General features: G+C 57.6%; 33 protein-coding genes and 1 riboswitch. Of the genes, 16 read left to right on the top strand and 17 right to left on the bottom strand.

All coding sequences use genetic code 11. The features are described from left to right. Positions 1–14 precede the first annotated feature (14 nt). From yqfB to cspE (AC2CGQ_RS05550), 4 genes are all read right to left on the bottom strand, one after another. The gene (gene yqfB / locus AC2CGQ_RS05565; protein ID WP_021503892.1) at positions 15–323 is read right to left on the bottom strand and encodes a N(4)-acetylcytidine aminohydrolase; all 309 of its coding nucleotides are present in this window, start codon (positions 321–323) and stop codon (positions 15–17) included. Between the two features lie 39 nt (positions 324–362). Then, positions 363–686, bottom strand: a complete 324-nt coding sequence (locus tag AC2CGQ_RS05560) for a YebG family protein (protein WP_004927565.1) — start codon at positions 684–686, stop codon at positions 363–365. Between the two features lie 88 nt (positions 687–774). Next, positions 775–2,157 carry an ATP-dependent RNA helicase DbpA gene (gene dbpA / locus AC2CGQ_RS05555; protein WP_031299688.1) on the bottom strand — a complete coding sequence of 461 codons (1,383 nt, stop codon included), beginning with the start codon at positions 2,155–2,157 and terminating at the stop codon, positions 775–777. A gap of 147 nt (positions 2,158–2,304) precedes the next feature. Further along, the gene (gene cspE / locus AC2CGQ_RS05550) at positions 2,305–2,514 is read right to left on the bottom strand and encodes a transcription antiterminator/RNA stability regulator CspE (protein ID WP_004927572.1); all 210 of its coding nucleotides are present in this window, start codon (positions 2,512–2,514) and stop codon (positions 2,305–2,307) included. A gap of 246 nt (positions 2,515–2,760) precedes the next feature. Here cspE (AC2CGQ_RS05550) and purT point away from each other — a divergent pair, with 246 nt between their 5' ends. Further along, positions 2,761–3,939 carry a formate-dependent phosphoribosylglycinamide formyltransferase gene (purT, locus tag AC2CGQ_RS05545; RefSeq protein WP_075684559.1) on the top strand — a complete coding sequence of 393 codons (1,179 nt, stop codon included), beginning with the start codon at positions 2,761–2,763 and terminating at the stop codon, positions 3,937–3,939. A 34-nt stretch (positions 3,940–3,973) separates the two neighbouring features. Here the strand turns inward: purT and AC2CGQ_RS05540 are convergent, their stop codons facing one another. Together AC2CGQ_RS05540 and AC2CGQ_RS05535 are read right to left on the bottom strand one after the other, a co-directional pair. After that, positions 3,974–4,213, bottom strand: a complete 240-nt coding sequence (locus AC2CGQ_RS05540) for a YoaH family protein (protein ID WP_015378151.1) — start codon at positions 4,211–4,213, stop codon at positions 3,974–3,976. A 70-nt stretch (positions 4,214–4,283) separates the two neighbouring features. Further along, a complete protein-coding gene (locus AC2CGQ_RS05535) occupies positions 4,284–5,285 on the bottom strand; it encodes a glycosyltransferase (RefSeq protein WP_015378152.1) in 1,002 nt (333 codons plus the stop codon). A 521-nt stretch (positions 5,286–5,806) separates the two neighbouring features. Between AC2CGQ_RS05535 and pabB the strand changes: the two genes are divergently transcribed. From pabB to AC2CGQ_RS05515, 4 genes are all read left to right on the top strand, one after another. Continuing rightward, positions 5,807–7,180 (top strand): aminodeoxychorismate synthase component 1, encoded by a 1,374-nt coding sequence (gene pabB, locus AC2CGQ_RS05530; protein WP_160125563.1) that lies wholly within the window; start codon positions 5,807–5,809, stop codon positions 7,178–7,180. Continuing rightward, positions 7,177–7,755 (top strand): CoA pyrophosphatase, encoded by a 579-nt coding sequence (locus AC2CGQ_RS05525; RefSeq protein WP_099982275.1) that lies wholly within the window; start codon positions 7,177–7,179, stop codon positions 7,753–7,755. The genes pabB and AC2CGQ_RS05525 overlap by 4 nt, the downstream gene beginning before the upstream one ends. A gap of 446 nt (positions 7,756–8,201) precedes the next feature. Then, positions 8,202–9,566 carry an L-serine ammonia-lyase gene (gene sdaA / locus AC2CGQ_RS05520; protein ID WP_380691737.1) on the top strand — a complete coding sequence of 455 codons (1,365 nt, stop codon included), beginning with the start codon at positions 8,202–8,204 and terminating at the stop codon, positions 9,564–9,566. Between the two features lie 268 nt (positions 9,567–9,834). Further along, positions 9,835–11,421 (top strand): EAL domain-containing protein, encoded by a 1,587-nt coding sequence (locus AC2CGQ_RS05515; RefSeq protein WP_004927593.1) that lies wholly within the window; start codon positions 9,835–9,837, stop codon positions 11,419–11,421. Positions 11,422–11,437: 16 nt separating this feature from the next. On the opposite strand, the gene AC2CGQ_RS05510 is transcribed toward AC2CGQ_RS05515, so the two are convergent. Next, on the bottom strand, positions 11,438–12,982 hold the full coding sequence (locus AC2CGQ_RS05510; RefSeq protein WP_088381674.1) for a TerC family protein: 1,545 nt from the start codon (positions 12,980–12,982) through the stop codon (positions 11,438–11,440). Between the two features lie 562 nt (positions 12,983–13,544). Between AC2CGQ_RS05510 and manX the strand changes: the two genes are divergently transcribed. The 5 genes from manX to mntP all read left to right on the top strand — a co-directional run bounded on the left by manX (position 13,545) and on the right by mntP (position 17,715). Continuing rightward, positions 13,545–14,504, top strand: a complete 960-nt coding sequence (gene manX, locus AC2CGQ_RS05505) for a PTS mannose transporter subunit IIAB (RefSeq protein ID WP_004927601.1) — start codon at positions 13,545–13,547, stop codon at positions 14,502–14,504. Positions 14,505–14,560: 56 nt separating this feature from the next. Next, a complete protein-coding gene (locus tag AC2CGQ_RS05500) occupies positions 14,561–15,361 on the top strand; it encodes a PTS mannose/fructose/sorbose transporter subunit IIC (protein ID WP_015378156.1) in 801 nt (266 codons plus the stop codon). A 15-nt stretch (positions 15,362–15,376) separates the two neighbouring features. Further along, complete coding sequence (locus tag AC2CGQ_RS05495) at positions 15,377–16,219, top strand: PTS mannose transporter subunit IID (protein ID WP_015378157.1); 843 nt, start codon at positions 15,377–15,379, stop codon at positions 16,217–16,219. 54 nt (positions 16,220–16,273) lie between these two features. Beyond that, positions 16,274–16,732, top strand: a complete 459-nt coding sequence (locus tag AC2CGQ_RS05490) for a DUF986 family protein (protein WP_060559774.1) — start codon at positions 16,274–16,276, stop codon at positions 16,730–16,732. Between the two features lie 218 nt (positions 16,733–16,950). Further along, a riboswitch (yybP-ykoY riboswitch) is annotated at positions 16,951–17,134 on the top strand. An 11-nt stretch (positions 17,135–17,145) separates the two neighbouring features. Then, positions 17,146–17,715 (top strand): manganese efflux pump MntP, encoded by a 570-nt coding sequence (gene mntP / locus AC2CGQ_RS05485; RefSeq protein ID WP_004927615.1) that lies wholly within the window; start codon positions 17,146–17,148, stop codon positions 17,713–17,715. A gap of 63 nt (positions 17,716–17,778) precedes the next feature. On the opposite strand, the gene rlmA is transcribed toward mntP, so the two are convergent. Further along, positions 17,779–18,597 (bottom strand): 23S rRNA (guanine(745)-N(1))-methyltransferase, encoded by an 819-nt coding sequence (gene rlmA / locus AC2CGQ_RS05480; protein ID WP_484593511.1) that lies wholly within the window; start codon positions 18,595–18,597, stop codon positions 17,779–17,781. Positions 18,598–18,758: 161 nt separating this feature from the next. Between rlmA and pgeF the strand changes: the two genes are divergently transcribed. Next, the gene (gene pgeF, locus AC2CGQ_RS05475) at positions 18,759–19,475 is read left to right on the top strand and encodes a peptidoglycan editing factor PgeF (protein WP_004927619.1); all 717 of its coding nucleotides are present in this window, start codon (positions 18,759–18,761) and stop codon (positions 19,473–19,475) included. A 52-nt stretch (positions 19,476–19,527) separates the two neighbouring features. Here pgeF and cspE (AC2CGQ_RS05470) read toward each other — a convergent pair whose 3' ends face one another. After that, positions 19,528–19,737 carry a transcription antiterminator/RNA stability regulator CspE gene (cspE, locus tag AC2CGQ_RS05470; RefSeq protein WP_002221949.1) on the bottom strand — a complete coding sequence of 70 codons (210 nt, stop codon included), beginning with the start codon at positions 19,735–19,737 and terminating at the stop codon, positions 19,528–19,530. Positions 19,738–19,778: 41 nt separating this feature from the next. After that, on the bottom strand, positions 19,779–19,895 hold the full coding sequence (locus AC2CGQ_RS05465; protein ID WP_002211058.1) for a DUF2627 domain-containing protein: 117 nt from the start codon (positions 19,893–19,895) through the stop codon (positions 19,779–19,781). 306 nt (positions 19,896–20,201) lie between these two features. Between AC2CGQ_RS05465 and AC2CGQ_RS05460 the strand changes: the two genes are divergently transcribed. Continuing rightward, a complete protein-coding gene (locus tag AC2CGQ_RS05460) occupies positions 20,202–20,492 on the top strand; it encodes a hypothetical protein (protein WP_130054767.1) in 291 nt (96 codons plus the stop codon). 84 nt (positions 20,493–20,576) lie between these two features. Here the strand turns inward: AC2CGQ_RS05460 and AC2CGQ_RS05455 are convergent, their stop codons facing one another. After that, a complete protein-coding gene (locus AC2CGQ_RS05455; RefSeq protein ID WP_015378161.1) occupies positions 20,577–21,611 on the bottom strand; it encodes an MBL fold metallo-hydrolase in 1,035 nt (344 codons plus the stop codon). 219 nt (positions 21,612–21,830) lie between these two features. On the opposite strand from AC2CGQ_RS05455, the gene AC2CGQ_RS05450 reads away from it, so the two are divergent. Continuing rightward, on the top strand, positions 21,831–22,121 hold the full coding sequence (locus tag AC2CGQ_RS05450; RefSeq protein ID WP_015378162.1) for a hypothetical protein: 291 nt from the start codon (positions 21,831–21,833) through the stop codon (positions 22,119–22,121). A gap of 40 nt (positions 22,122–22,161) precedes the next feature. Here the strand turns inward: AC2CGQ_RS05450 and AC2CGQ_RS05445 are convergent, their stop codons facing one another. From AC2CGQ_RS05445 to AC2CGQ_RS05435, 3 genes are all read right to left on the bottom strand, one after another. Then, complete coding sequence (locus AC2CGQ_RS05445) at positions 22,162–23,523, bottom strand: amino acid permease (RefSeq protein ID WP_015378163.1); 1,362 nt, start codon at positions 23,521–23,523, stop codon at positions 22,162–22,164. Positions 23,524–23,698: 175 nt separating this feature from the next. Further along, positions 23,699–23,935, bottom strand: a complete 237-nt coding sequence (locus AC2CGQ_RS05440; RefSeq protein WP_004927680.1) for a DUF4060 family protein — start codon at positions 23,933–23,935, stop codon at positions 23,699–23,701. 74 nt (positions 23,936–24,009) lie between these two features. After that, positions 24,010–24,312, bottom strand: coding sequence for a phage protein NinX family protein (locus AC2CGQ_RS05435; protein ID WP_004927682.1), 303 nt, complete (start codon positions 24,310–24,312; stop codon positions 24,010–24,012). Between the two features lie 170 nt (positions 24,313–24,482). On the opposite strand from AC2CGQ_RS05435, the gene fos reads away from it, so the two are divergent. Then, positions 24,483–24,890, top strand: coding sequence for a fosfomycin resistance glutathione transferase (gene fos / locus AC2CGQ_RS05430; RefSeq protein WP_015378164.1), 408 nt, complete (start codon positions 24,483–24,485; stop codon positions 24,888–24,890). A gap of 39 nt (positions 24,891–24,929) precedes the next feature. Here the strand turns inward: fos and AC2CGQ_RS05425 are convergent, their stop codons facing one another. Then, on the bottom strand, positions 24,930–25,205 hold the full coding sequence (locus tag AC2CGQ_RS05425) for a YebO family protein (protein ID WP_015378165.1): 276 nt from the start codon (positions 25,203–25,205) through the stop codon (positions 24,930–24,932). Positions 25,206–25,286: 81 nt separating this feature from the next. Continuing rightward, the gene (mgrB, locus tag AC2CGQ_RS05420; protein WP_016927395.1) at positions 25,287–25,430 is read right to left on the bottom strand and encodes a PhoP/PhoQ regulatory lipoprotein MgrB; all 144 of its coding nucleotides are present in this window, start codon (positions 25,428–25,430) and stop codon (positions 25,287–25,289) included. A 176-nt stretch (positions 25,431–25,606) separates the two neighbouring features. Between mgrB and AC2CGQ_RS05415 the strand changes: the two genes are divergently transcribed. Then, positions 25,607–25,840, top strand: a complete 234-nt coding sequence (locus AC2CGQ_RS05415) for a YobH family protein (protein WP_015378166.1) — start codon at positions 25,607–25,609, stop codon at positions 25,838–25,840. 40 nt (positions 25,841–25,880) lie between these two features. Here AC2CGQ_RS05415 and AC2CGQ_RS05410 read toward each other — a convergent pair whose 3' ends face one another. After that, entirely contained in the window at positions 25,881–26,120 is a 240-nt protein-coding gene (locus AC2CGQ_RS05410) for a DUF2766 family protein (protein ID WP_004927692.1), read from the bottom strand. Between the two features lie 184 nt (positions 26,121–26,304). On the opposite strand from AC2CGQ_RS05410, the gene AC2CGQ_RS05405 reads away from it, so the two are divergent. Beyond that, positions 26,305–26,517 (top strand): YccJ family protein, encoded by a 213-nt coding sequence (locus AC2CGQ_RS05405; RefSeq protein WP_004927694.1) that lies wholly within the window; start codon positions 26,305–26,307, stop codon positions 26,515–26,517. The last annotated feature ends 430 nt before the right edge of the window (positions 26,518–26,947 follow it).

The following is a 26,947-nucleotide window of genomic DNA, read 5'->3' as shown; positions in this document are numbered from 1 at the left end:
TTTCGGCAAAGGGTTTACCGTTTGACGAACTCGATGACAAACAGCGAATCCAGGCCCGGATAGATTTCCTTGATCACCTGCTTCAGTTCGCCGAGCGACATGTTCTCCTGCTGTGCGTGGCGTTCAGTCAGCGCGTCCAGGCGCACCGGCGTTACCGACAGCACTTCGATAAAGCAGAAAAATACGCCGTCTTCATTGCGGCTTACGCGCAATACCTCGCCCGGTTCGAAGTGCGACTCACTGGCATCCCGAATGGTGATGGTTTTGCGCCCGGCCAGAATATCTTGCTCAAAGCGGCTGAAGAAAGTTATTTCACGGCTCATTTTAGATCCTTTTTCATCACAACACCGCAACATAAGTCATTATGCCGCTTGCTTTTCTGACGCAGATCCCTCTTTTGAGTTAGAGGCCGCTTTTTTCGCTTTCGCTTCCGCCGGTTTCTTGAGGGTTTCCGCCGGTGAAGCGCCGCGCAGAATCAGACCCAGCGCATCTTTATTCTCTGCCAGGAAGAAGCTCAGCCCTTCGCGCTGTTCGTCGTCCAGGTTCAGCGGCGCCTGTTGCAGCCACTCTCCGAGGTTATCCGCCAGATCCAGCATTTTGTCGTAGGCGTCGGCTTCTTTCTTGCTCGCGAAAGTCATTTTTTCCTCACCGTTTCTCACCACCACATATTTAACTTCAACCGCCATGCGTGCGTCCTCAAATACTCAAATAACTGTAATTACATACAGTATAAATAGATAATGGCGGGAGGGCAAACCGCCGCCCGCCTTCGGCTTATTTCAGCAGCCGCACCTTGCAGCTCTTGCCTTTGATTTTGCCCTGTTGCAGCTGTTGCAACGCCTTGCGCGCGCTGGCTTTACGGATCGCGACGTAGGCATGCACCGGGAACATGTCGATCTTGCCCACTTCCGCCGCCGTCAGCCCGGCATCGCCGGTCAGCGCGCCAAGGATATCGCCGGGACGGATCTTCGCCTTGCGGCCGCCGTCGATGCACAGCGTCACCATCTCTGCCTCCAGCGAGCCGTTGGCCGCCCCGCTCAGCTCGGACACCGGCGCCCAATCGACGGTCATCTGCAGGTAGTCTTCAATCGCATGCGCCCGCGCCATCTCCTGCGGCGTGCACAGGCTGATCGCCAGCCCGCTCATGCCGGCGCGGCCGGTGCGGCCGATACGGTGCACATGCACTTCGGGATCGAACGCCAGTTCGTAGTTAACCACCAGCTCCAGCTCTTTGATGTCCAGCCCGCGAGCGGCGACGTCGGTCGCCACCAACACTCGGCAACTGCGATTGGCGAAGCGCACCAACACCTGATCGCGGTCGCGCTGCTCCAGATCGCCATGCAGCGCCAGCGCGCTGATGCCGCGGGCCTCCAGGGCCTCAAGCACTGTCTGACAATCGCGCTTGGTATTGCAGAACACCACGCAGGACGCGGGTTGATGGTAGCGAATGGCCGACACCAGGAGCGCCGGACGCTGCTCGCGCGTAGTCTCATAAAAGCGTTGTTCGATAGCGGTCTGCGCTTCGTCATCGTCCACTTCGACGCTCAGCGGCTGACGCTGAACACGCTCGCTGATGCGTTCGATGCCCGCCGGATAAGTGGCGGAAAACAACAGCGTCTGACGCTGCGGCGGCGTGTAGCTGATCACATCGTCGATATCGTCGGCGAAACCCATATCCAACATGCGGTCGGCCTCATCCAGCACCAACACCTTCAGCTCGTCCAGCAGCAGCGTTTTCTTGCGCAGATGCTCCTGAATGCGCCCCGGCGTCCCCACCACGATGTGTGGCGCGTGCACCAGCGAGTCGAGCTGCGGCCCCATCGGTTGGCCACCGCACAGCGTCAGAATTTTGATGTTTTGCGTGAAACGCGCCAGGCGACGCAGCTCTTTGCTCACCTGATCGGCCAACTCGCGAGTGGGGCAGAGCACCAGCGCCTGCGTGGCAACCTGAGTAACGACGATGTTATTCAGCAAGCCAATGCCGAATGCCGCCGTTTTGCCGCTGCCGGTTTTCGCCTTGGCGCGCACGTCTCGCCCTTGCAGGATAGCGGGCAACGCGGCGGCCTGCACCGGCGTCATTTTGGCGTACCCCAGTTCGTTGAGGTTGGCCAACTGTTCGGCTGGCAGAGGCAGAGAAGAAAAAGAAACTGTGCTCACGGCGATAACTCTTATAAGACGAATGGAATGGCGGCGCGCCCGCAGGTTGGCGCCGAATCAGCGGTAAATGATAACAGAGATGGGCGGCGTTACGGGCTGCGGGCATAAAAAAACCCGCCGGCGGCGGGTTTCTTGGCGGCTCAGTCGTTAAATCGCAACGACGTTGGCTGCAGCTGGGCCACGTTGGCTGTCCTGGATGGAGAATTCAACCTGCTGGCCTTCAGCCAGAGTCTTGAAACCATCGCTAACGATAGCGGAAAAATGAACGAAAACGTCTTTAGAGCCGTCGGCAGGCGTGATGAAGCCGAAACCTTTGCTTTCGTTGAACCATTTAACGTGACCAGTGATCTTGCTCATTTGTGTTTCCTTTACTTGATAAACCTGCCTTGACGGCACGAGACGCGAAAACCTTGCTATATATAGGCCTTCTTTCGCCGTCGCTTATTAACGCACAATCGCCCAGGCAGGGCAAATATTTCTGCTTGTTATAAAAACAGTAAGTTAGCAACAAACCTGGCGCGGTGGCTGTGAACGCAATCGTTTTCGTATATACTGCCCGCCGATCATCAATCCGCTTACTTTCACCGATCCAGGTACGAAACTATGTTAACGATTGGAACCGCCCTGCGCCCTTCCGCCACCCGCGTTATGTTGCTCGGCTCCGGGGAGCTGGGTAAAGAAGTCGCCATTGAATGCCAGCGCCTCGGTCTGGAAGTGATCGCCGTCGATCGCTATGCCGACGCCCCCGCCATGCATGTGGCGCACCGCAGTCACGTCATCAATATGCTGGACGGTGACGCGTTGAAAGCCGTTATCGAACAAGAGCGGCCGGACTATATCGTTCCCGAAATCGAAGCGATCGCCACCGCCATGCTGGTGGAACTTGAACGTCAGGGCCACCGCGTGGTGCCCTGCGCCGAAGCCACGCGCCTGACCATGAACCGCGAAGGCATCCGCCGTCTGGCGGCGGAAGAACTTGGCCTGCCCACCTCCAGCTATCGCTTTGCCGACAGCGAAGCGGCTTTCCGGCAGGCGGTCGAGCACATCGGCTACCCGTGCATCGTCAAACCGGTGATGAGTTCTTCCGGCAAAGGGCAAAGCCTGATCCGCGCGCCTGAGCAGCTGCAAAGCGCCTGGGATTACGCGCAACAGGGTGGACGCGCCGGCGGCGGCCGGGTGATCGTCGAAGGGTTGGTAAGATTTGATTTTGAAATTACGTTGCTGACCATCAGCGCCGTGGACGGCGTACATTTCTGCGAGCCGATCGGCCATCGTCAGGAAGACGGAGATTATCGCGAATCCTGGCAACCGCAGCGCATGTCAGCCACGGCGTTGAGCCGTGCTCAGGCTATTGCGGAGAAGGTGGTGAAAGCCCTGGGCGGGTTCGGCCTGTTCGGCGTGGAGCTGTTCGTCTGCGGCGACGATGTGATCTTCAGCGAAGTGTCTCCGCGGCCGCACGATACCGGCATGGTTACGTTGATCTCACAGGATCTGTCCGAGTTCGCCCTGCACGTTCGCGCGTTTCTCGGGTTGCCGATTGGCGCCATCCGCCAGTTCGGCCCTTCCGCTTCGGCGGTGATCCTGCCGCAGCTCACCAGCAGCGATGTGCGTTTCAGCGGACTGGAAAATGCGCTGCACGGGCACAACCAGCTGCGCCTGTTCGGCAAACCGGAGATCGCCGGGCAACGTCGTTTGGGCGTAGCGCTGGCGACGGCGAACACGACGGAACTGGCGGTGGAGCAAGCGAAACAAGCCGCCGCCGCCGTGACGGTCAACGGCTGATACTCACGGGGCCGCTTGCGCGGCCCCGATAACGTCAATAGTCTTCGTCTTCTTCAGCATCGTCATCCCGCGACGCCTCCGGTGCGGCCTCATGTTGCTCGTCTTCGTCATCGAACAATACCGCAACCTGAGCACCCTGATGCTTCTCGCGAATTTCCTGCGCAACGCGAGCAATGGCCTCACCGCTGCTCATGCCCTGCTCCATCAGTTGATGGATGCGATCCGCCGCTTCCTGCTGCTCCGCGTGATTCAGTAATGGCATACCTGCATGCATGTGTCGTTCTCTCCGGCAAAAGGGAGAAGGAGTATACGCGCTAACGCGGCGGATCCCAACGTCTGGTGCGTCAGGCCGGTTGCGAACAGCCGTTATCGTTGCGCCACTGCTTCAGGCGATGCCGCCACAGCATGACATGCCACCCCTGCTTCAGGCCGCGCGCATTGGCGAACATCGCTCTGTCGATACCACGCTGATAGAACTCTTCGGTGATCTGACTCTGAGCGGCCGGTTCCGGCTCGCGACGAATGCTGTGGCAAATGCCCAGCGCTTCGCGGGTGATTTGCCAATGGAAAGCCGGACGAATGACGATAGTGCCCGCATAGCGCTGGTTGAGCCGCTCCAGCATGTCGACGATTTTCATATAGTGGCGTTGATACTCCACGTTCGCCTTACCGATGCGACGACGATTACTGATCGACTTGTCGTGCACCCGTTGACGGTACAGCGGCGTACTTAAATATTTGACCCGTTTGGCATTAAACATGACTTCTGTCGTCCAGGGAATATCCTGGTGATGTAACCCCGGCTCGAAATAAAGCCGATGCTGGCGAATAAAGTCGAGGCGATATATTGCCAGCCATACAACGTGAATAAACTTTCGCGATTTCAGCGCACGTTCAAACCACTGCACGCCACTGATCACATCGGTGGTACGCAAACGCGCCTCGGGAAAAATCGGCTGCAATTCATCTTGGCTGGTGAAATAGCGCTCGCCATTACATTGCATCACGTCTAATTGGTGTTTTTCCGCCTGTTCCAGCAGCGTGGAATACATCTCCGGCGCCAGCAAGTCGTCGGCATCGGGAAACGCCACATATTTGCCTTGGGCAACGGCAAGCCCGGCATTACGCGCGTTAGAAACGCCGGCATTGGCCTGATCGATCACACGAATATGCGGATGTACCGCCGCGTAACGGTGCGCGATCTCTCCTGAACCGTCAGTGGAACCATCGTTGACGATGATCACCTCCAACCGTTGCTCGCGCTGGGCCAGCAGCGAGGCCAGGAAAGGCTCCAATAATTCCCCCGCATTGTGCATCGGGACGATCACGCTCAGCATTAACGACATAGTCAGCTCTTCAATGATAATGTAACAAAATAATAATTTTATTTTTCTAAAAGACTCATTCGGCCTGCGTAGGCTTGGGATAGGCGTGAAACACTGCAAATTCCCGCGCTGGCTAATGGGACCGAACTGGCCTTTCTTTCTCAAACCCACGCCAGAAAAGCGCTGAGTAATTAAGCCATTAATTCCAAAGGGCGGCGACGTTGCTAAAATCGGGCATAGCAACATCTCCCCCGCTTCTAATAACAAGCAGAAATAATAAATTTATGAAATTAACGAATCTATTTTATATTTCTCGGGTATTGCGCCCTCGATGAATAGGCTTCCAGTGCATTTGACGTTAAATTTTTAACATATCGAAGTATAATCAATGGCGCAAAAAATGCCTTATTTAATGTTTGTTGAGCTGCTGTTTATGTGAACTGTGCTTCATGTCGTGCATGGCAAAACATGCATGACGTGGCTGTCTATGGCACACTAGCCGCCAGATATCGCCGTCCTCACAGCCAGGTTTATTGACGTTCATGAGCGTAACCGCCCCAAACATAAAATCTTTGCCCTACAGCCGCCGTGCCCTGATGACGCTTTTCGCCCCGCTTTCATCGCAGCCTTGGGCGATGCTGCTGCATTCGGGCTTTGCCGACCATTCGCACAACCGCTTCGATATCCTGGTCGCACAACCGCGCGTGACACTCACCACCCGGGGTGCCGACACGCAAATCGAAAGTGACGGTGTCACCATTCAGTCGCAGGAAGATCCGTTCTCCTTGCTGCAGCAGCAACTGGCGGCGCAAGGCTGGCAGCCGGCGTTTAATCCGGACCTGCCGTTTCAGGGCGGAGCTCTGGGACTGTTCGGCTACGATCTTGGGCGCCGGGTGGAAACCCTGCCGCAGTTGGCCGAAGCCGACCTCGCTTTGCCGGATATGGCAGTGGGCATTTATGACTGGGCAGCGATCGCCGACCACCAATTGCAAACCCTGACGCTGCTCAGCTATGGCGATGTGGAGCAGCGCTGGCGCTGGCTCAATAGCCAAACCGCACCTACAGAACGCCCTTTCACGCTGCTGAGCGACTGGCGCGCCAATATGAGCCGGCGACAATACGGCGAGAAATTCCAACGTATTCAGCACTACCTGCGCAGCGGCGACTGTTACCAAATTAATCTGGCACAACGATTCTCCGCCGACTATCAGGGGGATGAATGGCAGGCGTTCTGCCGCCTGAGCGCCTGCAACCGCGCGCCGTTCTCGGCCTTCCTGCGCTTGCCGCACAACAGCGTACTGAGCGTCTCTCCCGAGCGCTTCCTGTGGCTGGAGCAGCAGCGTATCCAAACCCGCCCGATCAAGGGCACGCTGCCGCGGCTGGCGGACGCGGAACAGGACGCCGCGCAGGCTCGCCGTTTGGCCGATTCACCCAAGGATCGCGCTGAAAATCTGATGATCGTCGATCTGCTGCGCAACGATATCGGCCGCGTCGCCCAACCTGGCAGCGTACGGGTGCCGGAACTGTTCGCCGTGGAGCCGTTCCCCGCCGTGCATCACCTGGTGAGCACCATCACCGCGATCCTGCCAAACCATACCTCGGCGGCCGAACTGCTGCGTGCCTGCTTCCCCGGCGGTTCGATCACCGGCGCGCCCAAGGTGCGCGCGATGGAAATCATCGAAGAGTTGGAGCCGCAGCGCCGCAATGCCTATTGCGGCAGCATCGGTTACCTGAGCGCCTGCGGCACCATGGACACCAATATCACCATTCGCACGCTCGTCACCGAAAACGGTCGCATCCACTGCTCCGCCGGCGGCGGCATCGTGGCGGACAGCCAGGAGCAGGCGGAATACCAGGAGACCTTCGACAAGGTCGGCCGCATTTTGCCGCAGCTAGGGGAGTATGCCCTGTCGTGATCCCATCGAACGCACCGGCCTCACTGCACGCCTTTATCAGCCGTTTTCAACTGCAGCTGCCACAGGCGACGCAGATTTCGCACCATGTGCGCCCGGCGGCGGTGCTGATCCCGATCGTCTGCCGCGCCGAGCCGACGCTGCTGTTGACCCGCCGTGCCGACTCGCTGCGCAAACATGCCGGTCAAGTGGCCTTCCCCGGCGGCAAAACCGACGCCGAAGACGGATCGGCGATCGTCACGGCGCTGCGAGAAGCGCAGGAAGAAGTGGCGATACCGCCGCAAGCGGTGACTGTCCTCGGCCAAATGGCGCCGCTCGACAGCAGCACCGGATTTCAGGTTACCCCTATCGTCGGCCTCATCCCGCCGGACGTGCAGTTCCACGCCAATGAAGGCGAAGTGGCGGACGTGTTCGAGATGCCCCTGCGGGAAGCGCTGACCCTGTCGCGTTACTATCCGCTGGATATTCATCGCGCCGGCCATACGCACCGCATCTACCTCTCCTGGTATCACAGCCAGTTTATCTGGGGGCTGACCGCCGCTATCATTCGGCGCCTGGCGCAACAGGTCAGTATTTAGCCCGCATTACGTGATCTGACTCGCAATCTGGCACGGTTGCCGACCTCCGCGGCGGGTAAAGCGATCGCTATCACTTCATTTGATCGCTTTTTCAACTACCGTTCCGTTTGAATGGTTTTAAAAAAACTGTAAACCCTCTCTTAAACCTTACGAAATACCTGTAAAATACCACCGTCCGAGATAAACCACTGTAGAAACAGGGATTAAGCCGGCGGCGTTCAGCACGGCAAGCTGGCGCGATTACCGCTAATGGAGCTTGGGCGAAAGCGGATACCCCGCACAAGGGTTCGCCCCGGGTAATCAGTAAAAAAAGCGACACCACGGATTATTTAATTTCATGCGAAAAAGGCAGCCGAACCCGCACGGCCCTTTTACAATATCGCTGTTCCCTGCGCGGTTTTTGACCGCCGCAGCCATAACAATACGTCTCTTTAAGGAGTTTTAGCGTGATTAGCGTTTTCGACATGTTTAAGATCGGCATCGGCCCGTCCAGCTCTCATACGGTTGGACCGATGAAAGCCGGCAAACAGTTTGTCGACGATCTGGTAAATAAAGGCCTGATACCTTCTATCACGCGTGTTGCCGTAGACGTTTACGGCTCACTCTCATTGACCGGCAAAGGTCACCATACCGATATCGCCATCATTCTCGGCCTGGCCGGCAACATGCCGGACACCGTCGATATCGATAGCATTCCGGGTTTTATTCGCGATGTAGAACAACGTCAACGCCTGATGCTGGCCAACGGCCTGCATGAAGTCGATTTCCCACGCGACGGCGGCATGGTCTTCCGCAGCGACAACCTGCCGCTGCACGAAAACGGCATGCAGATCCACGCCTTCGCCGGCGATAAAGAAGTGTACAGCAAGACCTATTACTCTATCGGCGGCGGTTTCATCGTCGACGAGGAGAATTTCGGCAAGGCCGCCGAGCAAGAACTGCAAATGCCATATCCGTTCAACTCCGCGCGCGAAATGCTCGACCACTGCCGCGAGACCGGCCTGTCGCTGTCCGGCATGGTGATGCAGAACGAACTGGCGCTGCACAGTAAGCAAGAGATCGAGACCTACTTCGGCAACGTCTGGCAAACCATGCGCGCCTGTATCGACCGCGGTCTGAACACCGAAGGCGTACTGCCGGGGCCGCTGCGCGTACCGCGCCGGGCCTCCGCGCTGCGACGCATGCTGGTGGCGTCGGACAAACTGTCCAGCGATCCGATGAACGTGATCGACTGGGTCAACATGTTCGCGCTGGCGGTTAACGAAGAAAACGCCGCCGGCGGCCGCGTGGTCACTGCGCCGACCAACGGCGCCTGCGGCATCGTGCCTGCGGTGCTGGCTTACTACGATCACTTCATCGAGTCCGTCAGCCCGGATATCTACATCCGCTACTTTATGGCGGCGGGTGCGATCGGCGCGTTGTACAAGATGAACGCCTCCATCTCCGGCGCCGAAGTCGGTTGCCAGGGTGAAGTCGGCGTTGCCTGCTCCATGGCGGCGGCCGGTCTGGCCGAACTGCTGGGCGGCAGCCCTGAGCAGGTCTGTGTGGCGGCGGAGATCGGCATGGAACACAACCTGGGTCTGACCTGTGACCCGGTCGCCGGCCAGGTGCAGGTGCCGTGCATCGAGCGCAACGCCATCGCCTCGGTCAAGGCGATCAACGCCGCCCGCATGGCCCTGCGTCGCACCAGCGAGCCGCGCGTTTCGCTGGATAAGGTGATCGAGACCATGTACGAAACCGGCAAAGACATGAACGCCAAGTACCGCGAAACGTCACGCGGCGGCCTGGCAATCAAGGTGCAATGCGACTGACAGACAACCCCGCCACCCGGCGGGGTTTTTTATGGGTAATCAATTCACTGGCCGCTTTTTGTGACAATGTCACCAGAAAAAATCCTGCATTTCTCTCATCGATCCGGTGGTTAGCCTGCAAATTGACCTTCTGTTTTGCCAAATCGAAATAATTTACTGAGTTACCATCAATCTTGTATAACCTCAGGCTAGAATTAGCCGAGCGCAACTTAAGGATCTATGACCTGACCGTGACTCGGGGCTGGATTACCGAACAAGGATTTACCGGATGTTGATGACCCACCTCGCCGCGTCCCGATATCGTTATTACCGTTGGCTGCTGGCCGGAGCGGTGGGCGCGGCTATTCTGTTGGTATCGCTGTATACCCGTTACTATCAAGAGGTCAAAAGTATCGAGCTGAGCCAACAGACATTGGCCACCCGCACCGTCGGCAAGCTCAACCAGTTGTTGACGCCGGCTCAGCTGCAGGCGGAGCGCAGCATGGACATGCTGGACCAGCCCTGCGAGAACGTTTCGTCGACCCTGCGCTTTCGCGCCGCGCAGAATCAGGCGCTACGCGCCATGTTGCTGGTAAAAAACGGCATTATTTACTGCTCCAGCCTGTTTGGTTCCCGTCATTATCAGCTGGCCGCGGTAATGCCGACCTTCGTCAACAGCAACGCCAGGCTGGCGCTGCGCCCCTCGCTGGCGGTGAGCAAAGGCCTGCCCACGCTGGTGATGTGGACGCCATCCCCCCACGATAAAACCAGCGGCGTGCTGCACGTGTTTAATATCGAGCTGCTGTCCAACTTTTTACTCGAGCCGCAGGAGCCTTACGTTCAGCGCGTGGTGCTGAACGTGGCTGACAGCAGCCTGGAATACGGCCGACGCGAAATCCTGAGCCGTGACACCCTGACCAACGATCTGCGCTACACCGCCGGCTCTGCGCTATACCCGTTCTCGATTTCGCTGTTCGGCCCGCAGATCGGCATGCTGGCGCTTTCCGCACTGCCGCGCCATATCCCGCTCGCGCTGCTGATCAGCCTGTTGGCCGCCTATGTGGTCTATCTGCTCACCGCTAACCGCATGAGCCTGTCTTATCACATCGGCCATGCCATCACCCATCGCGAGTTCCGCGTCTATTGCCAGCCCATCATCCATAGCGACACCGGGCGCTGCGCCGGCGTCGAGATGCTGCTGCGCTGGAAAAAGAAGCGGCAAGGGTGGATCTCCCCCGACGTGTTTATTCCGCTGGCCGAGCAGCATGAGCTGATCATTCCGCTGACCCGTTATCTGATGAACACCGTGACGGAAAATCTGCAGCTGTTCCCGCCGCGACCGTCGTTCTACATCAGCATCAACGTCGCCGCCGAACACTTTAAAACGCTCAACATCATCGACGATATCCGCCGGATTTGGCTACCGGCGCATCCGATGCCGTCACTGATGCTGGAGCTGACCGAACGCACCGCGCTGTCGGCGATCCAGCATGACCAGATCCGGACGCTGAAAGACATGGGGATCATGCTGGCCATCGACGATTTCGGCACCGGCCACAGCTCGCTGAGCTACCTGAAGAACCTTAGCCCGGACGTGTTAAAGATCGACCGCGGGTTTACCGCGGCCATCGGTACCGACGCGGTCAACGCCACGGTGACCGATACCATCATTACGCTGGCGCAGCGGCTGAAGCTGAAGCTGGTGGCTGAAGGAGTAGAAACGGCGGAACAGGCCGACTATCTGCGCTCGCGTGAGGTCAATGCCCTGCAGGGGTATTATTTCGCCAAGCCGATGCCGATCCACGTTTTCCCTCTGTGGTTGCAGCAGTACGAATCGCGCGTCAGGAAAACAGAAGAGAATACGCCGGAGGCCTGAGCCTCCGGCGGGTGGGTTACGAATGCGCCGGTTCGTCGAAGACGACGCGGGTGACACGCACCAACTCGATGCGATAGTCGGAGACCTCGACGATATCGAAACGCAGGTGGTTCAGTTCAATGGTGTCCCCCACCACCGGCATCTGGCCGTAGTGGGCTAACAGCAGCCCCGCCAGAGTGGCGTAGTCTGCGGTTGGGCTGACCAGGTCATCGCAGGCCAGCGCCTGTTCCAGCGAGTGCAGGTCGGTCCCGCCTTTGACCAGCCAGCCGTCGCCTTCCGCCACGATGTCCGGCGTTTCATCTTCGTCCGGGAACTCGCCGGCAATCGCTTCCAGCACATCCAGCGGCGTCACCAGCCCCTGCACCACGCCGAACTCGTTGGTGACCACCACCAGGCGCCCTTTGGCGCGGCGCAGCACCGCCAGCAGCTTGATGACATCCATGGTTTCCGGCACCACGATCGGCGGCGTGCGGGCGGCAAACTCGGCGATATCTTCCCCTTGCTCCAGCGCCACCAGCAGATCCTTGGCGCGTACCACGCCGACGATCTCATCCACAGAGTCGCGACACACCGGGAACAGGCTGTGCGGCGTATCCAGCAACTGTGCGCGCACCTCATCACGGGAGCGCTCGCAGTCGACCCAGGAGATGTCAGTGCGCGGCGTCATCACGCTGCGCAATGAGCGCGAGGCCAGCGTCAGCACGCCGCTGATCATATAACGCTCTTCCGCCGCAAAGGTTTCATCCCTCGGCAACGCCACCGCGTCGTCCGCCTGCTGCGCACGCTGCTGCCCCATCAGGCGCATGATCGCTTCCGCGGTGCGCTCGCGCATCGGGCGACGCGCCTGATGCTTGATAAAGTTGCGACGCGCGATCTGGTTGAACAATTCAATCAGGATCGAGAAGCCGATCGCGGCGTACAGATAGCCTTTAGGAATATGCAAGCCGAAGCCTTCGGCGATCAGGCTCAGACCGATCATCAACAGGAAGCTCAGGCACAGCACCACAATGGTCGGGTGCGCATTGACGAAGTTGGTCAACGGTTTGGACGCCAGCAGCATCACCGCCATCGCGATCACCACCGCCGCCATCATCACCGGCAGATCGTTCACCATGCCCACGGCGGTAATCACCGCATCGAGCGAGAACACCGCGTCAAGGATCACGATCTGCACCACCACCGCCCAGAACTTGGCGTAACCGCGGTTGGCGCCATCCTGGTGCGTCTGCCCTTCCAGCCGTTCATGCAGCTCCATGGTGGCCTTGAACAGCAGGAATACCCCGCCGAACAGCAGGATCAAATCGCGGCCGGAGAAGCTGAAATCGCCGACGCTGAACAGCGGCGTGGTCAGGGTTACCATCCAGGAGATAACAGACAGCAGGCCCAAACGCATCAGCAATGCCAGCGACAGGCCGATGATGCGCGCTTTATCGCGCTGCTTCGGCGGCAACTTGTCGGCCAAAATGGCGATGAACACCAGGTTGTCGATGCCCAGCACGATTTCCAGCACCACCAGCGTAAGCAACCCCGCCCAAATAGAGGGGTCCATTAAAAATTCCATATCAGACTCCAGAAAAAAGTGGGAATGAGCGCACGCCGCTCAGACATGACGATGCCGCCGCTGCATGGGCGCAGTCGACAATAGCAAAGTGACGGGATGGGATTACCGGGAGATGGCCGAAGGGCCGAACAGCATATGCAACGCCAGCAGGTGGCGGGTGAAACCTGGAAAAACAGTTACTTCGGTGACAGTCCATAGGGAGGGCTGAGGCCCTTCACTCCTTAGTGATGAAAGAGGAAATTACTGTATCAGGATTTTTCTGGGGGACAAAGCGGCTTTTTCAACGGCGGTTTAGGGTGACGCCACGCCATATCGTCTGCGACAGCTAAGATTTCTCCGAGCATTCAATAGCGGAGCAGCGTCACAAAAAATATTTTTTCACTCACTAAAATAAATCTCGCGTTCGTGAAGTATCACGCACAGGCATTTGATACTGCGTGAGAAATGTTAGGCGTGCGTTTCTTTTTTTCTACCATAATGTATCTGAACCGCGGAAGTGACTGCCAAGACGGCGCGGAGAAACGACACAAACCGCGCCTGGAGTTCAACGAGGAGGTAGCGAGTGGCAATAGCTATTATCATCGGCACACACGGGGCTGCAGCGGAACAACTGCTGAAAACGGCGGAGATGCTATTGGGCGAGCAGGACAACGTCGCCTTTATAGACTTCGTTCCCGGTGAGAATGCCGAAACGTTAATCGTCAAGTACAACGAAAAAATCAGTGGGTTGGATACCAGCGGCGGCGTGCTGTTCCTGGTGGATACCTGGGGCGGCAGCCCGTTCAACGCCGCCAGCCGCATTGCGGTCGACAAAGAAAACTATGAGGTCGTCACCGGGGTCAACATCCCGATGCTGGTGGAAACCTTCATGGCGCGGGACGACAACCCCGCTTTCGATGAACTGGTGGCGCTGGCGTTGGAAACCGGCCGAGAAGGCGTGAAAGCGCTGAAAAAACCGCAGGAAGAACCCGCAAAACCCGCGGCGCCCGTCGCCAAAGCCGCTGCCCCTCAGGCGCCGCTGGGGCCGAACGACCACATGAAAATCGGCCTGGCGCGCATCGATGATCGCTTAATCCACGGCCAGGTCGCCACCCGCTGGACCAAAGAGACCAACGTCAGCCGCATTATCGTCGTCAGCGACGAAGTCGCCGCCGATCATGTACGCAAAACCCTGCTGACTCAGGTTGCCCCGCCGGGCGTCACCGCCCACGTGGTGGACGTGGCGAAGGCTATCCGCGTGTGGAACAACCCCAAATACGCCAACGACCGTGTGATGCTGCTGTTTACCAACCCGACCGACGTCTGGCGTCTGGTGGAGGGCGGCGTGGATATTCAATCCGTCAATATCGGCGGCATGGCGTTCCGTCAGGGGAAAACCCAGGTGAACAACGCCGTTTCCGTTGATGAAAAAGATATCGAAGCGTTTAAGAAACTGAACGATCGCGGTATCGAGCTGGAGGTGCGTAAGGTCTCGTCCGACAGCCGGCTAAAAATGATGGACCTGATTAACAAACTCAATTAGTGGCGCCAGCCGCTGATTATTTTACTCAGAGCTTTTTTGGTCATAGGAGAAGTGCAATGGAGATCACCACTCTTCAGATTGTGCTGATATTTATCGTTGCCTGTATCGCCGGGATGGGTTCCGTCCTCGACGAGTTCCAGTTCCACCGTCCGCTGGTCGCCTGTACCCTGATCGGCTTCATTCTCGGCGATATGAAAACCGGCATCATCATCGGCGGTACGCTGGAAATGATCGCCCTCGGCTGGATGAACATCGGTGCGGCGGTCGCGCCGGATGCCGCCCTGGCGTCCATCATCTCGACCATCCTGGTCATCGCCGGCGGGCAAAGCGTCGGCGCCGGTATCGCCCTGGCCATTCCGCTGGCGGCGGCCGGCCAGGTGTTAACCATCATCGTGCGAACCCTCACCGTGGCCTTCCAGCACGCGGCGGACAGCGCGGCGGAGCGCGGCAGCCTGCGCGCCATTAGCTGGATCCATGTCGGCGCCCTGCTGCTGCAGGCAATGCGTATCGCCATCCCGGCGGTCATCGTCGCCATCTCGGTGGGCACCGCCGGGGTGCACGCCCTGCTAAACTCGATCCCGGAAGTGGTCACCAGCGGCCTGAACATCGCCGGCGGCATGATCGTGGTGGTCGGTTACGCGATGGTGATTAACATGATGCGCGCCGGCTACCTGATGCCGTTCTTCTATCTAGGTTTCGTTACCGCCGCCTTCACCAACTTCAACCTGGTGGCGCTCGGCGTCATCGGCGTGGTGATGGCCGTGCTGTATATCCAGCTCAGCCCGAAATACAACAAGTCTCAGGTTGTCCAGGCCGGCCCGGCTAACGCGAACGATCTCGATAACGAACTCGACTAGGAATAGGTGAGAGAAATGGTTGATACAACTGCTCAAAAGAAACTCACGCCGGCCGATATTCGCGGCGTATTCCTGCGCTCGAACCTGTTCCAGGGTTCATGGAACTTCGAACGCATGCAGGCGCTGGGTTTTTGCTTCTCGATGGTGCCGGTGATCCGTCGCCTGTATCCGGAAAACAATGACGACCGCAAACAGGCGATCAAGCGTCACCTGGAGTTCTTCAACACTCACCCTTACGTGGCGGCGCCGGTGCTCGGCGTGACCATGGCGATGGAAGAGCAACGCGCCAACGGCGCACCGATCGACGACGCCGCAATCAACGGCATCAAGGTTGGTTTGATGGGGCCGCTGGCGGGCGTCGGTGACCCGATCTTCTGGGGCACCGTGCGGCCGGTATTCGCCGCGCTTGGGGCGGGCATCGCCATGAGCGGCAGCCTGCTCGGACCGATCCTGTTCTTCGTGCTGTTCAACCTGGTGCGCCTGCTGACCCGCTATTACGGCGTGGCCTACGGTTACCGTAAAGGGGTGGATATCGTCAACGACATGGGCGGCGGCTTCCTGCAGAAACTGACGGAAGGAGCGTCCATTCTCGGCCTGTTTGTCATGGGCGCGTTGGTCAACAAGTGGACGCACGTGAATATCCCGCTGGTGGTGTCCAAGATCACCGACCAGACCGGGCATACCAACGTCACCACGGTGCAGACCATCCTCGACCAGCTGATGCCGGGCCTGGTGCCGCTGCTGTTGACCTTCGCCTGTATGTGGTTGCTGCGCAAGAAAGTCAACGCGCTGTGGATCATCATCGGCTTCTTCGTCATCGGTATCTTTGGCTATTGGATTGGCCTGCTGGGCCTGTAATCGTTCGAAACGGCCGGGGGGCAACCCCCGGCTTTTTTATGTGTGGAGCAAGAGATGTCACTGACCGACGCCGTACTGATGCTGTTTATCGCCCTGCTGTTGCTGTATTCGCTGTACGACGAATTCGGCATGGATCTGCTGAAAGGCAAAACGCGGCTCAAAGTGCCGCTCAAACGCCGCAACCGCCTCGACAGCCTGATTTTCGTCGGCCTGATCGCCATTCTGATTTACCGTAACGTCACCGCCAACGGCGCGCTATTAACCACTTATCTGCTTATTTCTTTGGCGCTGCTCGCCATCTATATTGCTTATATCCGCTCGCCCAAAATGGTGTTTAAAGCGCACGGTTTTTTCTTCGCCAATGTTTTTGTCGAATATAACCGCATTAAAGCCATGAATTTATCGGAGGACGGCATTCTGGCCATCGACCTGGAGCAGCGCCGGCTGTTGGTTCAGGTGACGCAATTGGATGACCTGGAGAAGATATACAATTTTTTCGTTGATAATCAATAAATAAAGTGAAATTAATTTTATTCTCGCTCAAACCTTGCGCTGTCTGTGGATAATTAATCGGCAGCGCCATTTCATTTCTGACTATTATTTCTGCAACATTGTTACCCGTGTCTACATTATATTCCCGCATGAACTCAGATTAATGAAAACGAGTCTCAATTAAGAACAAAAATCGCGCCAGAATAAAGTTGTCGGTACCGGAAATAATATGGTATGGTTGCGCCGTCATTGGGGAGTAGCCGGTTTCTGGAGAATAAAGCGCCAGAAACGCCCGTATCAACATACTCGTTTCGCCGTATGAAACGTGGTGCGGGCAGCCAGGTAAGGTTGGCGAGACCATAGACACGTAACTCCGTCGTTTGGTTGGGGGTGGGTTACGTGTATATGGAGCCACCCGGCCGAGGCTATTTCACATGAACCTTTCAGCAACGCTTATTCTCGCTTTCGGCATGTCCATGGATGCGTTCGCCGCTTCTATCGGCAAAGGCGCCAGTCTGCATCAGCCCCGTTTCCGCGAAGCGATCCGCACCGGCCTAATCTTCGGCGTGGTCGAAGCAATCACCCCGCTCATCGGTTGGGCCATCGGCCTGTTCGCCAGCCAATACATCATGGAATGGGATCACTGGGTCGCCTTCTCGCTGCTGTTCATTCTCGGCATGCGCATGATTGTCGAAGGGGTGCGCAACAGGCCCGACGAAGAAGAGAAGGTCAAACGCCACGGCTTCTGGATATTGGTGGCCACCGCTATCGCGACCAGCCTGGACGCCATGGCGATCGGCGTCGGTCTGGCCTTCCTGCAGGTGAACATCGTGCACACCGCAATGGCCATCGGCTGCGCCACCATGATCATGGCAACGTTGGGCATGATGATCGGCCGCTTTATCGGCCCGCTGCTGGGCAAACGCGCCGAAATCCTCGGCGGCGTGGTGTTGATCGGCATCGGCGTCAACATCCTGCTGGAGCACCTCGGCTACCTGGCCTGAGGCGACCGAACTGCAAAAAAAACCTGCCGCGGCAGGTTTTTTTGTTTCTGAGTTCCAGGCCCCTTAAGCGCGACGTCGGTACAACGCCAACACGAAATCCGTCTCGCACACAAACTCGCCGCCCTCGGCCAACCGCTGTTGCACCTCCGGCGTAGCGCGCCAGGCGAACGGCGTCATCTGCAGCAGATTGGCGGCCTGCGCGCCCGGTAGGGTCATCGTATAGGCCAGCGCCTCTTTGCGCTCGCAGTCGAATCCGTCGAACTGTTCATCCTGTTCGGCATGCAGCTGCACCTGCTGGTACACCTGCTCTTTCAGCTGGTACAGATGACGCGGGCCCGGCGAAACCGTCAGCACCACGCCGCACGGCTTCACTACCCGCGCCAGCTCCTCCGCCTTGCAAGGCGCATAAATGCGCAAGACCGCGTCCAACGCCCCGTCGGCGAACGGCAAACGGTGACTGGAGGCAACGCAGAACGAGACCGCCGGATAACGTTTGGCGCCATAACGGATCGCCACCTTGGCGACGTCCAGCCCATAGACCGCCATATTGCGCTCCTGAGCCAGCCGTGCGGCCACGGCGGCGGTGTAATACCCTTCCCCGCAGCCTATGTCCAATAACGCGCCTGCATCGGCCGCCAGCGCCGAATCCAGCCACTCGGCTACCTGCGCTTGCAACGGCTGATAATATCCACCGTCGAGAAACGCGCGCCGTGCCTGCATCATTTCCGCGCTGTCTCCCGGCTGCTTCGATCGTTTGTGCTGCACCGGCAGCAGATTCACGTAACCTTCTTTGGCTTGATCGAACTGATGATTGCCGTCACAACGCCAGTGTTGTGATGAAAAATGCAGCGGTTGATGACACAGGGGGCAGTGATAAGACATGAATGGGCTTCCAGAAAGACAGGGCGCGGCTAGTCTAAAGAAGGCGTCGGCTTGATGCAAGGCGCATCCCCGCTCGCTTTCGCCGCCAACAACATCTGGTCAAGCGGGGAAAAAGCTGGCTACACTGAGAGTCTGTTTTCTCATGCAGGTGAACATAACTTATGAGCGATCGTTCCGCGCTGCTCGATGCGGTGCCCCACATTCAGCACGGCTTCGGCAGCAAACTCGCGCTGCTGCCCGGGCATCTGCTGCCCTACAGCGCCACGCTGCCGGAAAAAAAACAGGTGCACGGCACCCGCATCGTCGATGTGCTGCAGCCGGCGCAGGCATGCGGCGAGGCCGATGGTTTCTATACTCGCCAGCCCGGCATTCTGCTCAGCGTACTGACGGCGGACTGTTTGCCGGTGCTGTTCAGCCGCCGTGACGGCGGCGCCATCGCTGCGGTGCACGCCGGCTGGCGCGGGCTGCTGGACGGTATTCTGGAACAGATGGCAGCACGCATTCGCCAGGACGGCGACACCGCCGATTGGGTCGTCTCCATCGGCCCTGCCGCCGGCCCGTGCTGCTACGAAGTCGATGAAGCGCTGGTGGAGAGTTTTAAACAGCGCCTGCCGCTGCCCGCCACGTTGATCAGCCCGCATTACCGGCATCTCGATTTGGCCGCAATTGCCGAATACAAGCTGGCGGCGCTCGGCTTCGCCGCCGTTGACCGCGCCGGCAGTTGCACCATCTGCACGCCGGACGTCGACCCACAGCGACCGCAGCGCTTCAAATACACCAGCTATCGCCGCAACAGCCACCGGCGCGCGCAGGATCCGACGCATCCGGGGATCAAAGGCCGCAACCAGTACGCCGGCATCATCATCGCCGCCGGATGACGGAAACGAAAAAGCCCGCGCGAAGGCGGGCTTTTTGTACAGCTGACGCTGATTAGATAGCAGTAACGTTTACTGCAGATGGGCCTTTCTGGCCATCTTGGATTTCGAACTCAACGTTCTGGCCTTCAGCCAGGGTTTTGAAGCCGTTACCCTGGATTGCAGAGAAGTGTACGAACACGTCTTTGCTGCCGTCAGCCGGGGTGATGAAACCGAAACCTTTAGACTCGTTGAACCACTTAACTTGACCTTTGATCTTTGCCATCTTGAGTATTTCCTTTGGATTGTTTAAACCGCCCGAGGGCGTTACATAGACAAACTAGAGTCGTTACTGCTTGAGGCACTAAGATAAGGATCGGCAGAGAAGCGGTATTCAACGCTAACGTCTTTACTCAGAACTTCTTTACTGAAAATGCCACACATATACAGAACTGTACCTCGTTTTACCCAGATGCGTTATCACATACTCTGTATGCGATGGCAAGCCATTTTTAATCACTGAACGACATGTCGCACATATTTGAAACGGTCGAGCGCAACATTTGCTTAAATAGGCCAAAAGATGTTGAAGCATCGGCTATTTTCTGCTTGCCAAAATCACTGCGCCAGACCCCGCATTCTGCTGGAGTTTTAACAAAACTTTCATCGTATTGACGCCTTTGCGTCTCATCATTTCCGCTTTTTTGCCGCTTATAGCGTTAAAAAATTTGAATCTTTATGGAATTTGATATGCAACATCTGAATATCGATGAACGGGGGCCAATTTATTCATCGCTCCTCCGACCATTTACCGCCGGAAAGCCCATTCCTCATCGGCTTTCCGCCCTGCCGCCAAACGGCGCGGGCGAGAACGGCGCACGGGTCGGCGGCAACGTCTCCACCCTGCACAACGGATGCATAAGCATGCAAAGCGCCGGCACATCTTCCGCTGCCTGTGGTTTCATCATAAATAATCCGAATGTCATTAACCTCAATAGCCGGAATAATCTTATCAATAACGAAAGTTCAACGTTGAATTAAATCCTGAAAATACGGGGGTTATTTGAATCACCACCCGCACTTATCAATTCTGCTAATTACAGCTGCGCTTTCAAACCATTGACTTTATTCATCCCGCTGCGCCGCCGGGTGATTAGGTAACGCAGGCGATGAGCCCTGCAACGCGATGCGCTCGCCAATCTTCAGCGGGAGGAATTGATGCTGCTCCAACCCCGCCTCGCTCAGGGCCAGGTTCAGCTGCTGCGGCGGTTCGTCCAGCGATTCATCCGCCAGTTCGAATACTCCCCAATGGATAGGAATGGCTCGCGGCTGATTCAGTTCGCGATACAGCGCCACCGACTGCTGCGGATCCATATGCTGCTCCTGCATAAACCAGCGCGGCGCATAGGCGCCGATCGGCAACGCAGCCACGTCGAACGGCCCCAGCCGTTGACCGATCTCCGCCAGCCGTTCCGAATAACCGCTGTCGCCGGAAAAATAAAACCGTAGCGCCGGATGGTGGATTACCCACCCGCACCACAGCGAGCGATTGCGATCCCACAGCGTGCGCATGCTCCAGTGCCGCGCCGGCGTGGCGTAGACCGTCAGCTCGCCCAGTGACAGGCTCTGCCACCAGTCCAGTTCATGCACCTTCAGCCGGTAGCGGCGAAACCAGCGCTTCAACCCCAACGGCACGATGAACTCGGCCTGTGGGAAACGCCGCGCCAATTGCCGCACCGTGCGCCTGTCGAGGTGGTCATAATGGTTATGGGAGATCAGCACCACATCCACCGCCGGCAGTTGCCCCACCGTCAACGGCGGCGGCGTTCTGCGCTTTGGGCCGTAAAAGCTCAGCGGCGATGCACGTTCGGACAATACCGGATCGATCAGGATATAGCGGCCACTCAATCGCAATAGCATCGAGGCATGCCCCAACCACCAGACGCTGTCGTCGCTGCCACTGAGATCGGCAGGTTGCCACCAGCGCTGGGTAAATTGCGCATAACCCTGCTGCGGCGGCCTGGGCAGCCCCTGTCGCTTGCGTTCATCTTGCCAACGCCGAAGATCGCCCTCCTGACGCCGCGAAGGTTCCAGGTTGCGAAATCCCTCCGGCGTATGATGCGCCTTGGCCGCGTCGTAATAACGGTTGATTCTTTTCATCCTGCCTTTTCTCCCGACCACAGCGCCCTGCACGGGCATGACTTTCAGTGTAACAAACCCGATGAAGCTCGCACTTTGTCAGCCGTGCGCTGCATCTCGGGACCTTTTGCCGTATGCTGTTGTCTCACTCCAGTGGAAAGCCAGGGCCGCCAAGAGCCCGTTAAGACTCTCTTAAGATCTTTGTGATTGACTTGTAGGGCATACAGAAAAGGAGAAGTTATGAGTCGTTCTACATCCCGCAAATCAGGCATCGGCCTGGGGCGTCGTATTCGCAGCGCGCTGCTCGCGCAGAAGCAATACTGGAAAATGTATTTCGCCATGAAGCTGCGCCGGCTGCGCGTGCCTGCACCGTTGGTGCTGCTGGGCGGTTCGCTGCTTGGGTTCTTCATGCTGACTCTGCTGATGCTCAGCGTAGTCGCCATCGACGTCATCAGCACCCTGCTGCTGCTGTGCCGGAAACTGCTGGGACGGGGTGACGGTGAGGGGCGCGCCTTTATGCCGCGCGGCTGACGAGAAGAGCGCGGAGGCGCAATACGCCTCCGCGCGCAGATTAACGCTTGGCGCCTTTGCGGCGCGTCAGCATGAACCCGCCCCACAGCACCGCAACCCATACCGGCATCAGCAACACCGAAATGCGGATCCCTTCGCTGAAATACATAATCACCAAAATCAGGCCGAGGAACGCCAGGCACAGATAGTTGCCGAACGGATACCACAGCGCCTTAAAGCTCGGAATGACGCCCTGACGGTTCTTGGCGGCACGGAACTTCAGGTGCGCCAGGCAGATCATCACCCAGTTGATCACCAATGTTGACACCACCAGCGCCATCAGCAGCTCAAACGCCTTGCCGGGCATCAGGTAGTTGATCAGCACGCCGATCGAAGTAATCAACGCCGACAGCGCGATGGACAGCACCGGCACGCCGCGTTTATTCACGCGCGTCAGCACCTGCGGCGCATTGCCCTGGCTGGCCAGCCCGAACAGCATGCGGCTGTTGGCATAAACGCCGCTGTTGTAAACCGACAGCGCGGCGGTCAAGACCACTACGTTGAGCACCGTTGCCACCAGATTGCTGTTCAGCGCATGGAAGATCAGCACGAACGGGCTGCCGCCCTCCACCACTTGCCCCCACGGATAGAGCGAAAGCAGCACGGTCAGCGAGCCGATATAGAAGATCAGGATGCGGTACACCACCTGATTGGTGGCTTTGGGAATGCTGCGGCGCGGATCGGCGGCTTCCGCCGCGGTGATGCCGACCATCTCCAGCCCGCCGAACGAGAACATGATCACCGCCATCGCCATTACCAGCCCGGAGAAGCCGTGCGGCATAAAGCCGCCCTGCTGCCAGAGGTTGGTGATGCTGGCCTGCGGCCCGCCGTTACCGCTGGCCAACAGCCAGGCGCCGAAGACGATCATGCCGACAATCGCCACTACCTTGATGATGGCGAACCAGAACTCGGTTTCGCCGTACAGGCGCACGTTCACCAGGTTAATCAGGTTGATCAGCACGAAAAACAGCGCGGCGGAGGCCCAGGTGGGGATCTCCGGCCACCAGTACTGAATGTAGATGCCGACGGCGGTCAATTCCGCCATGCCGACCAGAATGAACATTGCCCAGTAGTTCCAGCCGGAAAGGAAGCCGGCGAAATCGCCCCAGTATTTATAGGCAAAGTGACTGAAAGAGCCGGCGACCGGCTCCTCCACCACCATTTCACCCAGCTGGCGCATGATTAAAAACGCGATAAAACCGCCGATGGCGTAGCCCAGCAGCACGGCGGGGCCGGCCATTTTAATGGTTTGCGCAATGCCGAGAAATAAACCGGTACCGATGGCGCCCCCGAGGGCAATAAGCTGTATGTGTCTGTTTTTTAAACCGCGTTTTAGCGGAGTATCCTGATGCTGACCGCCCATCTTATCCTCATATGGCGTATACCCTTGCCGCTATCGGCCAAGATTTCACCAATCAATAAATGTATCTGCGGGCGGCTTTTTAACACTTAACCCCGTGAGCATCAAGGAGAAGCGCCCCGAGACGGCAGGCCGGAGCGCGATTTTTTTACCGCGAGAAAGCGGATAACGGCAGCGTTTAGCCAGGCATACCGCACAGTTTGGTCAGATTGCGCGCGCCGATCATCAGCGTGGCGACATAAGATTGGCTACGCGTGACCACTTCCACCGCCACGCGATCGTTTTGATATTTTATCAGGTAGGTCGAGGGCCAGCCCTGACGGCGCTGGCCGAAGCTTTCGGCATGACGATCGATCGCCGCATGGGCAATCACCAGATGAGACAAGTTTTTATCACCTTTGATAATGCGCTTCATAAACAGCCTCCGCCAACGACAGCTCTGTTATTAGAAAAAGGAGAAACTCTTACCAATCACCGGTATTGTTCGACTCAGTTAGCCTGTCGGCTCATCAGGAAGCAGATCATCGCCGCGCGCAGCGGACTGGCGCTGTCCGCCTGCCATTCACCGCCCTGAGTGCTCATGCGCGCCTGCCACTGCGGGCTGTCGCTTTGGTTATCGGGGTTCAGACTGATTTTGTTGGCGCAAATGATCGGCCAGGCATCGGAGGGATTCTTGCAGTAATCTTTACCTTTCACACCACCGTAGGGATACCACTTGTCCGGGTTCTCTCCGGTCAGCAGCGCAATGCTGCGGTTCACTTCGGCATCGCTTTCTTCGTACCATTTAATCATCGGCTTCATCCATCTTTCGTAAGGTTCGCGCTACATTACGATGCCTGTACGACAGTTTTATGACAGCGCCGCCGGTTTTCACATTATCTCTACTAATGCTTTGTCCCCTTTATCTTTCCTTAGCGTCTGCGTAAACTTTTCTCCCTGTTCAGCGCCCGGAGAACGCATGCATGTTGACCGGCCTTAACCATCTGACGCTCGCCGTCAGCAATCTCGATCGCAGCTTCGATTTTTATCGGCATCTGTTGGGATTTATCCCGCACGCCCGCTGGCAAGGCGGCGCCTATCTGTCGTTAGGGCCGTTGTGGCTATGCCTGTCGCTGGATGAAACGCGCATGCAACAACGCGAGCGCGATTACACCCATTACGCCTTCAGCGTCGCGCCGGAACACATTGAGCAGGTCAGCGAGCGGTTGCGCCAGGCCGGCGTCGAAGAGTGGAAAAGCAATCGCAGCGAAGGCGAATCACTCTATTTTCTCGATCCCGATGGGCATCAATTGGAGATCCATGCCGGCGATTTGGCCAGCCGCCTGGCGGCATGCCGGGAAAAGCCGTATCAGGGCATGGTGTTTTACTGAGGCGCCCCGGCGACGCTGCCGTCGGCCGGGGCATCATGCTCAACGTTCGGGGATGAAACCTTTGAAATCCAGCGCGGGGTTGAGATCGTCGTCAGCAGCAGCGGCGCCGTCTGCGCCGGCGCGGTGCGCCATACGCTTCAACAGCGCCGTTTGCTGGCGTTGTTGCTCGGCAATCTCCTGCAGCAGGCGAATCTGCTCATTGGCGCGCACGCTGGCGCGGTTCACCAGGAACCAGAGCCACAGCCCGGCCAGCAACGCCACGGCGGCGAGGGCCAGCGACAACAGGCCGTTCTGGCCAAAACCTAAATCGTACATGGACAACCCTATCTACTGCGAAATTCAGGCCGCCATCTTAACACTCGCGGCGGCCGTGCGAACATCCCTGCCAAAAATTGCTTACCAGGGCACGAAGCGGGTCACCGAACAGATGCCCAACGCAAAATTTCCACCATCGTCGCAATAGCTGTCCAGCGCCAGCAGGTAGAAAAACAGGCAGGCAGCGACGGCCGTCATTATCACGAGGATTTTTTTTCGCAACAAATTTAGCAGCCTCATTGTTATCTTGGTAATCTATCGCGCATGTTATCACAGCGAAGTTAAACGAAGTTTAACTTTCCGTTTAGATTTCTGGCTATCGCCCGGTTTTCAGACTGTTACCCTTGCCCTCGCATAGGCGCCGTGGCTAGATGAACCCTCAGGGATAACGAGGAAATACGATGAGCAAATTGATTAGGTGGGTATTGGTGTTGGCGGTCATTTACGGCGGCTTTTTGATCTCGGGCTACGGCGTGCTGATCGGCAGCAACAAAAACGTTGGCGGGTTAGGGTTGCAGTGCAAATACCTGACGGCGCGCAACGTGGCGATCGCCCAGTACGTGAATGGCGACAACGGTTTCATCGGCATAGCCGACTGCCCGCTGTTCAAGAAAATCGAAACGGTGGTGGATTAACCGCCACCGCCCGACGCCGCCGCTTTGCGGCGGCCCCGCCTCAGTTGCGGGTAAACTTCATCTCGATCAGCGCAATCGCCTTGTCAATCGCTCGGCGGGTCACCGGATCGGCGCCGGCAGGATGCGTGGAGAAATCGATGCTTTTGAGCTGACCCGCCATCTTGTCGCGCACTTCGGTCGGCGCAATCACGTCGATAACGTCCAGAATCTGTTTGATGACCAGTTGGCAAGCGACCAGATCGGAAGCCAGTTCCTGCTCGTTGCTCAGCATGTCAGACATAATAAATTTCCTTCTTGATTCAAACGCCGCACAGAATAGCATGGCGTCCGCGCCATTGCCCGCACTCCCCGTCTTTTTCCCCATTCTGCGCACCGGCGGGCAAAAGCCTGCGGCGGATTGGCCTATACTTGCTGCATGGCGGTGGTAAAAACCACCCGCAAGCCACAACCAACAGGAGAAAGTTATGGCGAATCACAATGTGAAATCCTGGGCGACAGTGCGTGAAACTTCGGTGGAAATCGCCGAAGCCATTTTTGAGCTGGCAGGGAACGATGAAGTGTTGGCGCAGAAAATCTGGGAAGAAGGCAGTGATGAGGCGTTGGAAAAGGCCTTTGCCAAAACCACCGCCGACCAGCTTTATTGGGGAGAGGAAACCGTCGAGCGGAAAAACGTTTGAGCGGTTACGCAACAAAAAGCCCGGGTTTCTGACCCAGGCTTTCCCGATTAGCGCTCGCCCCGCTTAGCGGCGTGCATATCTTCTTGCTCTCACGGTTCTTCACCTCCCACACCTTCCGCATTCTTCATGCTCATCACCGGCGTCGCCATAAAAGCGCCGACGCCCACGATTACAACCAGAGTAATAATCACTGTCATTAACATGCGATCACCCCATCAACGTTGAGTTGTTACGGCTGACTCTGTTTTGGCGGTTCTTGCTGCGGCTTTCTTTGCGTCCCCCACCGCGGCGGCGACAGTCTCAGATTAGCCGTTTTTCCTTTCGGCTGACAAGCGGCGGTCAAACGGTTTTTCCGAATAATTGCCCCCCGTCACCGGCGGCATTTTTGTCGACGGCGGCAAGTTGTGTATACTTCACCGCTATGTAGGTC

Source organism: Serratia sp. DFXYC6 (assembly GCF_057196085.1).
This window is presented reverse-complemented; position numbering and strand designations above follow the sequence as displayed.

Coding starts and splice junctions, on each gene's coding strand:
- fos (WP_015378164.1), top strand. CDS start 24,483: ATGTTGACCGGCCTTAACCATCTGACGCTCGCCGTCAGCAATCTCGAT.
- AC2CGQ_RS05455 (WP_015378161.1), bottom strand. CDS start 21,611: ATGAAAAGAATCAACCGTTATTACGACGCGGCCAAGGCGCATCATACG.
- cspE (WP_002221949.1), bottom strand. CDS start 19,737: ATGGCAAAGATCAAAGGTCAAGTTAAGTGGTTCAACGAGTCTAAAGGT.
- AC2CGQ_RS05540 (WP_015378151.1), bottom strand. CDS start 4,213: ATGCATGCAGGTATGCCATTACTGAATCACGCGGAGCAGCAGGAAGCG.
- AC2CGQ_RS05405 (WP_004927694.1), top strand. CDS start 26,305: ATGGCGAATCACAATGTGAAATCCTGGGCGACAGTGCGTGAAACTTCG.
- AC2CGQ_RS05440 (WP_004927680.1), bottom strand. CDS start 23,935: ATGAAGCGCATTATCAAAGGTGATAAAAACTTGTCTCATCTGGTGATT.
- AC2CGQ_RS05510 (WP_088381674.1), bottom strand. CDS start 12,982: ATGGAATTTTTAATGGACCCCTCTATTTGGGCGGGGTTGCTTACGCTG.
- AC2CGQ_RS05460 (WP_130054767.1), top strand. CDS start 20,202: ATGCAACATCTGAATATCGATGAACGGGGGCCAATTTATTCATCGCTC.
- AC2CGQ_RS05490 (WP_060559774.1), top strand. CDS start 16,274: ATGTCACTGACCGACGCCGTACTGATGCTGTTTATCGCCCTGCTGTTG.
- rlmA (WP_484593511.1), bottom strand. CDS start 18,597: ATGTCTTATCACTGCCCCCTGTGTCATCAACCGCTGCATTTTTCATCA.
- pabB (WP_160125563.1), top strand. CDS start 5,807: ATGAGCGTAACCGCCCCAAACATAAAATCTTTGCCCTACAGCCGCCGT.
- AC2CGQ_RS05560 (WP_004927565.1), bottom strand. CDS start 686: ATGGCGGTTGAAGTTAAATATGTGGTGGTGAGAAACGGTGAGGAAAAA.
- mntP (WP_004927615.1), top strand. CDS start 17,146: ATGAACCTTTCAGCAACGCTTATTCTCGCTTTCGGCATGTCCATGGAT.
- AC2CGQ_RS05495 (WP_015378157.1), top strand. CDS start 15,377: ATGGTTGATACAACTGCTCAAAAGAAACTCACGCCGGCCGATATTCGC.
- AC2CGQ_RS05465 (WP_002211058.1), bottom strand. CDS start 19,895: ATGTGTGGCATTTTCAGTAAAGAAGTTCTGAGTAAAGACGTTAGCGTT.
- AC2CGQ_RS05425 (WP_015378165.1), bottom strand. CDS start 25,205: ATGTACGATTTAGGTTTTGGCCAGAACGGCCTGTTGTCGCTGGCCCTC.
- AC2CGQ_RS05445 (WP_015378163.1), bottom strand. CDS start 23,523: ATGGGCGGTCAGCATCAGGATACTCCGCTAAAACGCGGTTTAAAAAAC.
- yqfB (WP_021503892.1), bottom strand. CDS start 323: ATGAGCCGTGAAATAACTTTCTTCAGCCGCTTTGAGCAAGATATTCTG.
- AC2CGQ_RS05435 (WP_004927682.1), bottom strand. CDS start 24,312: ATGATTAAATGGTACGAAGAAAGCGATGCCGAAGTGAACCGCAGCATT.
- AC2CGQ_RS05415 (WP_015378166.1), top strand. CDS start 25,607: ATGAGCAAATTGATTAGGTGGGTATTGGTGTTGGCGGTCATTTACGGC.
- AC2CGQ_RS05535 (WP_015378152.1), bottom strand. CDS start 5,285: ATGTCGTTAATGCTGAGCGTGATCGTCCCGATGCACAATGCGGGGGAA.
- AC2CGQ_RS05450 (WP_015378162.1), top strand. CDS start 21,831: ATGAGTCGTTCTACATCCCGCAAATCAGGCATCGGCCTGGGGCGTCGT.
- pgeF (WP_004927619.1), top strand. CDS start 18,759: ATGAGCGATCGTTCCGCGCTGCTCGATGCGGTGCCCCACATTCAGCAC.
- purT (WP_075684559.1), top strand. CDS start 2,761: ATGTTAACGATTGGAACCGCCCTGCGCCCTTCCGCCACCCGCGTTATG.
- AC2CGQ_RS05410 (WP_004927692.1), bottom strand. CDS start 26,120: ATGTCTGACATGCTGAGCAACGAGCAGGAACTGGCTTCCGATCTGGTC.
- AC2CGQ_RS05500 (WP_015378156.1), top strand. CDS start 14,561: ATGGAGATCACCACTCTTCAGATTGTGCTGATATTTATCGTTGCCTGT.
- cspE (WP_004927572.1), bottom strand. CDS start 2,514: ATGAGCAAGATCACTGGTCACGTTAAATGGTTCAACGAAAGCAAAGGT.
- AC2CGQ_RS05515 (WP_004927593.1), top strand. CDS start 9,835: ATGTTGATGACCCACCTCGCCGCGTCCCGATATCGTTATTACCGTTGG.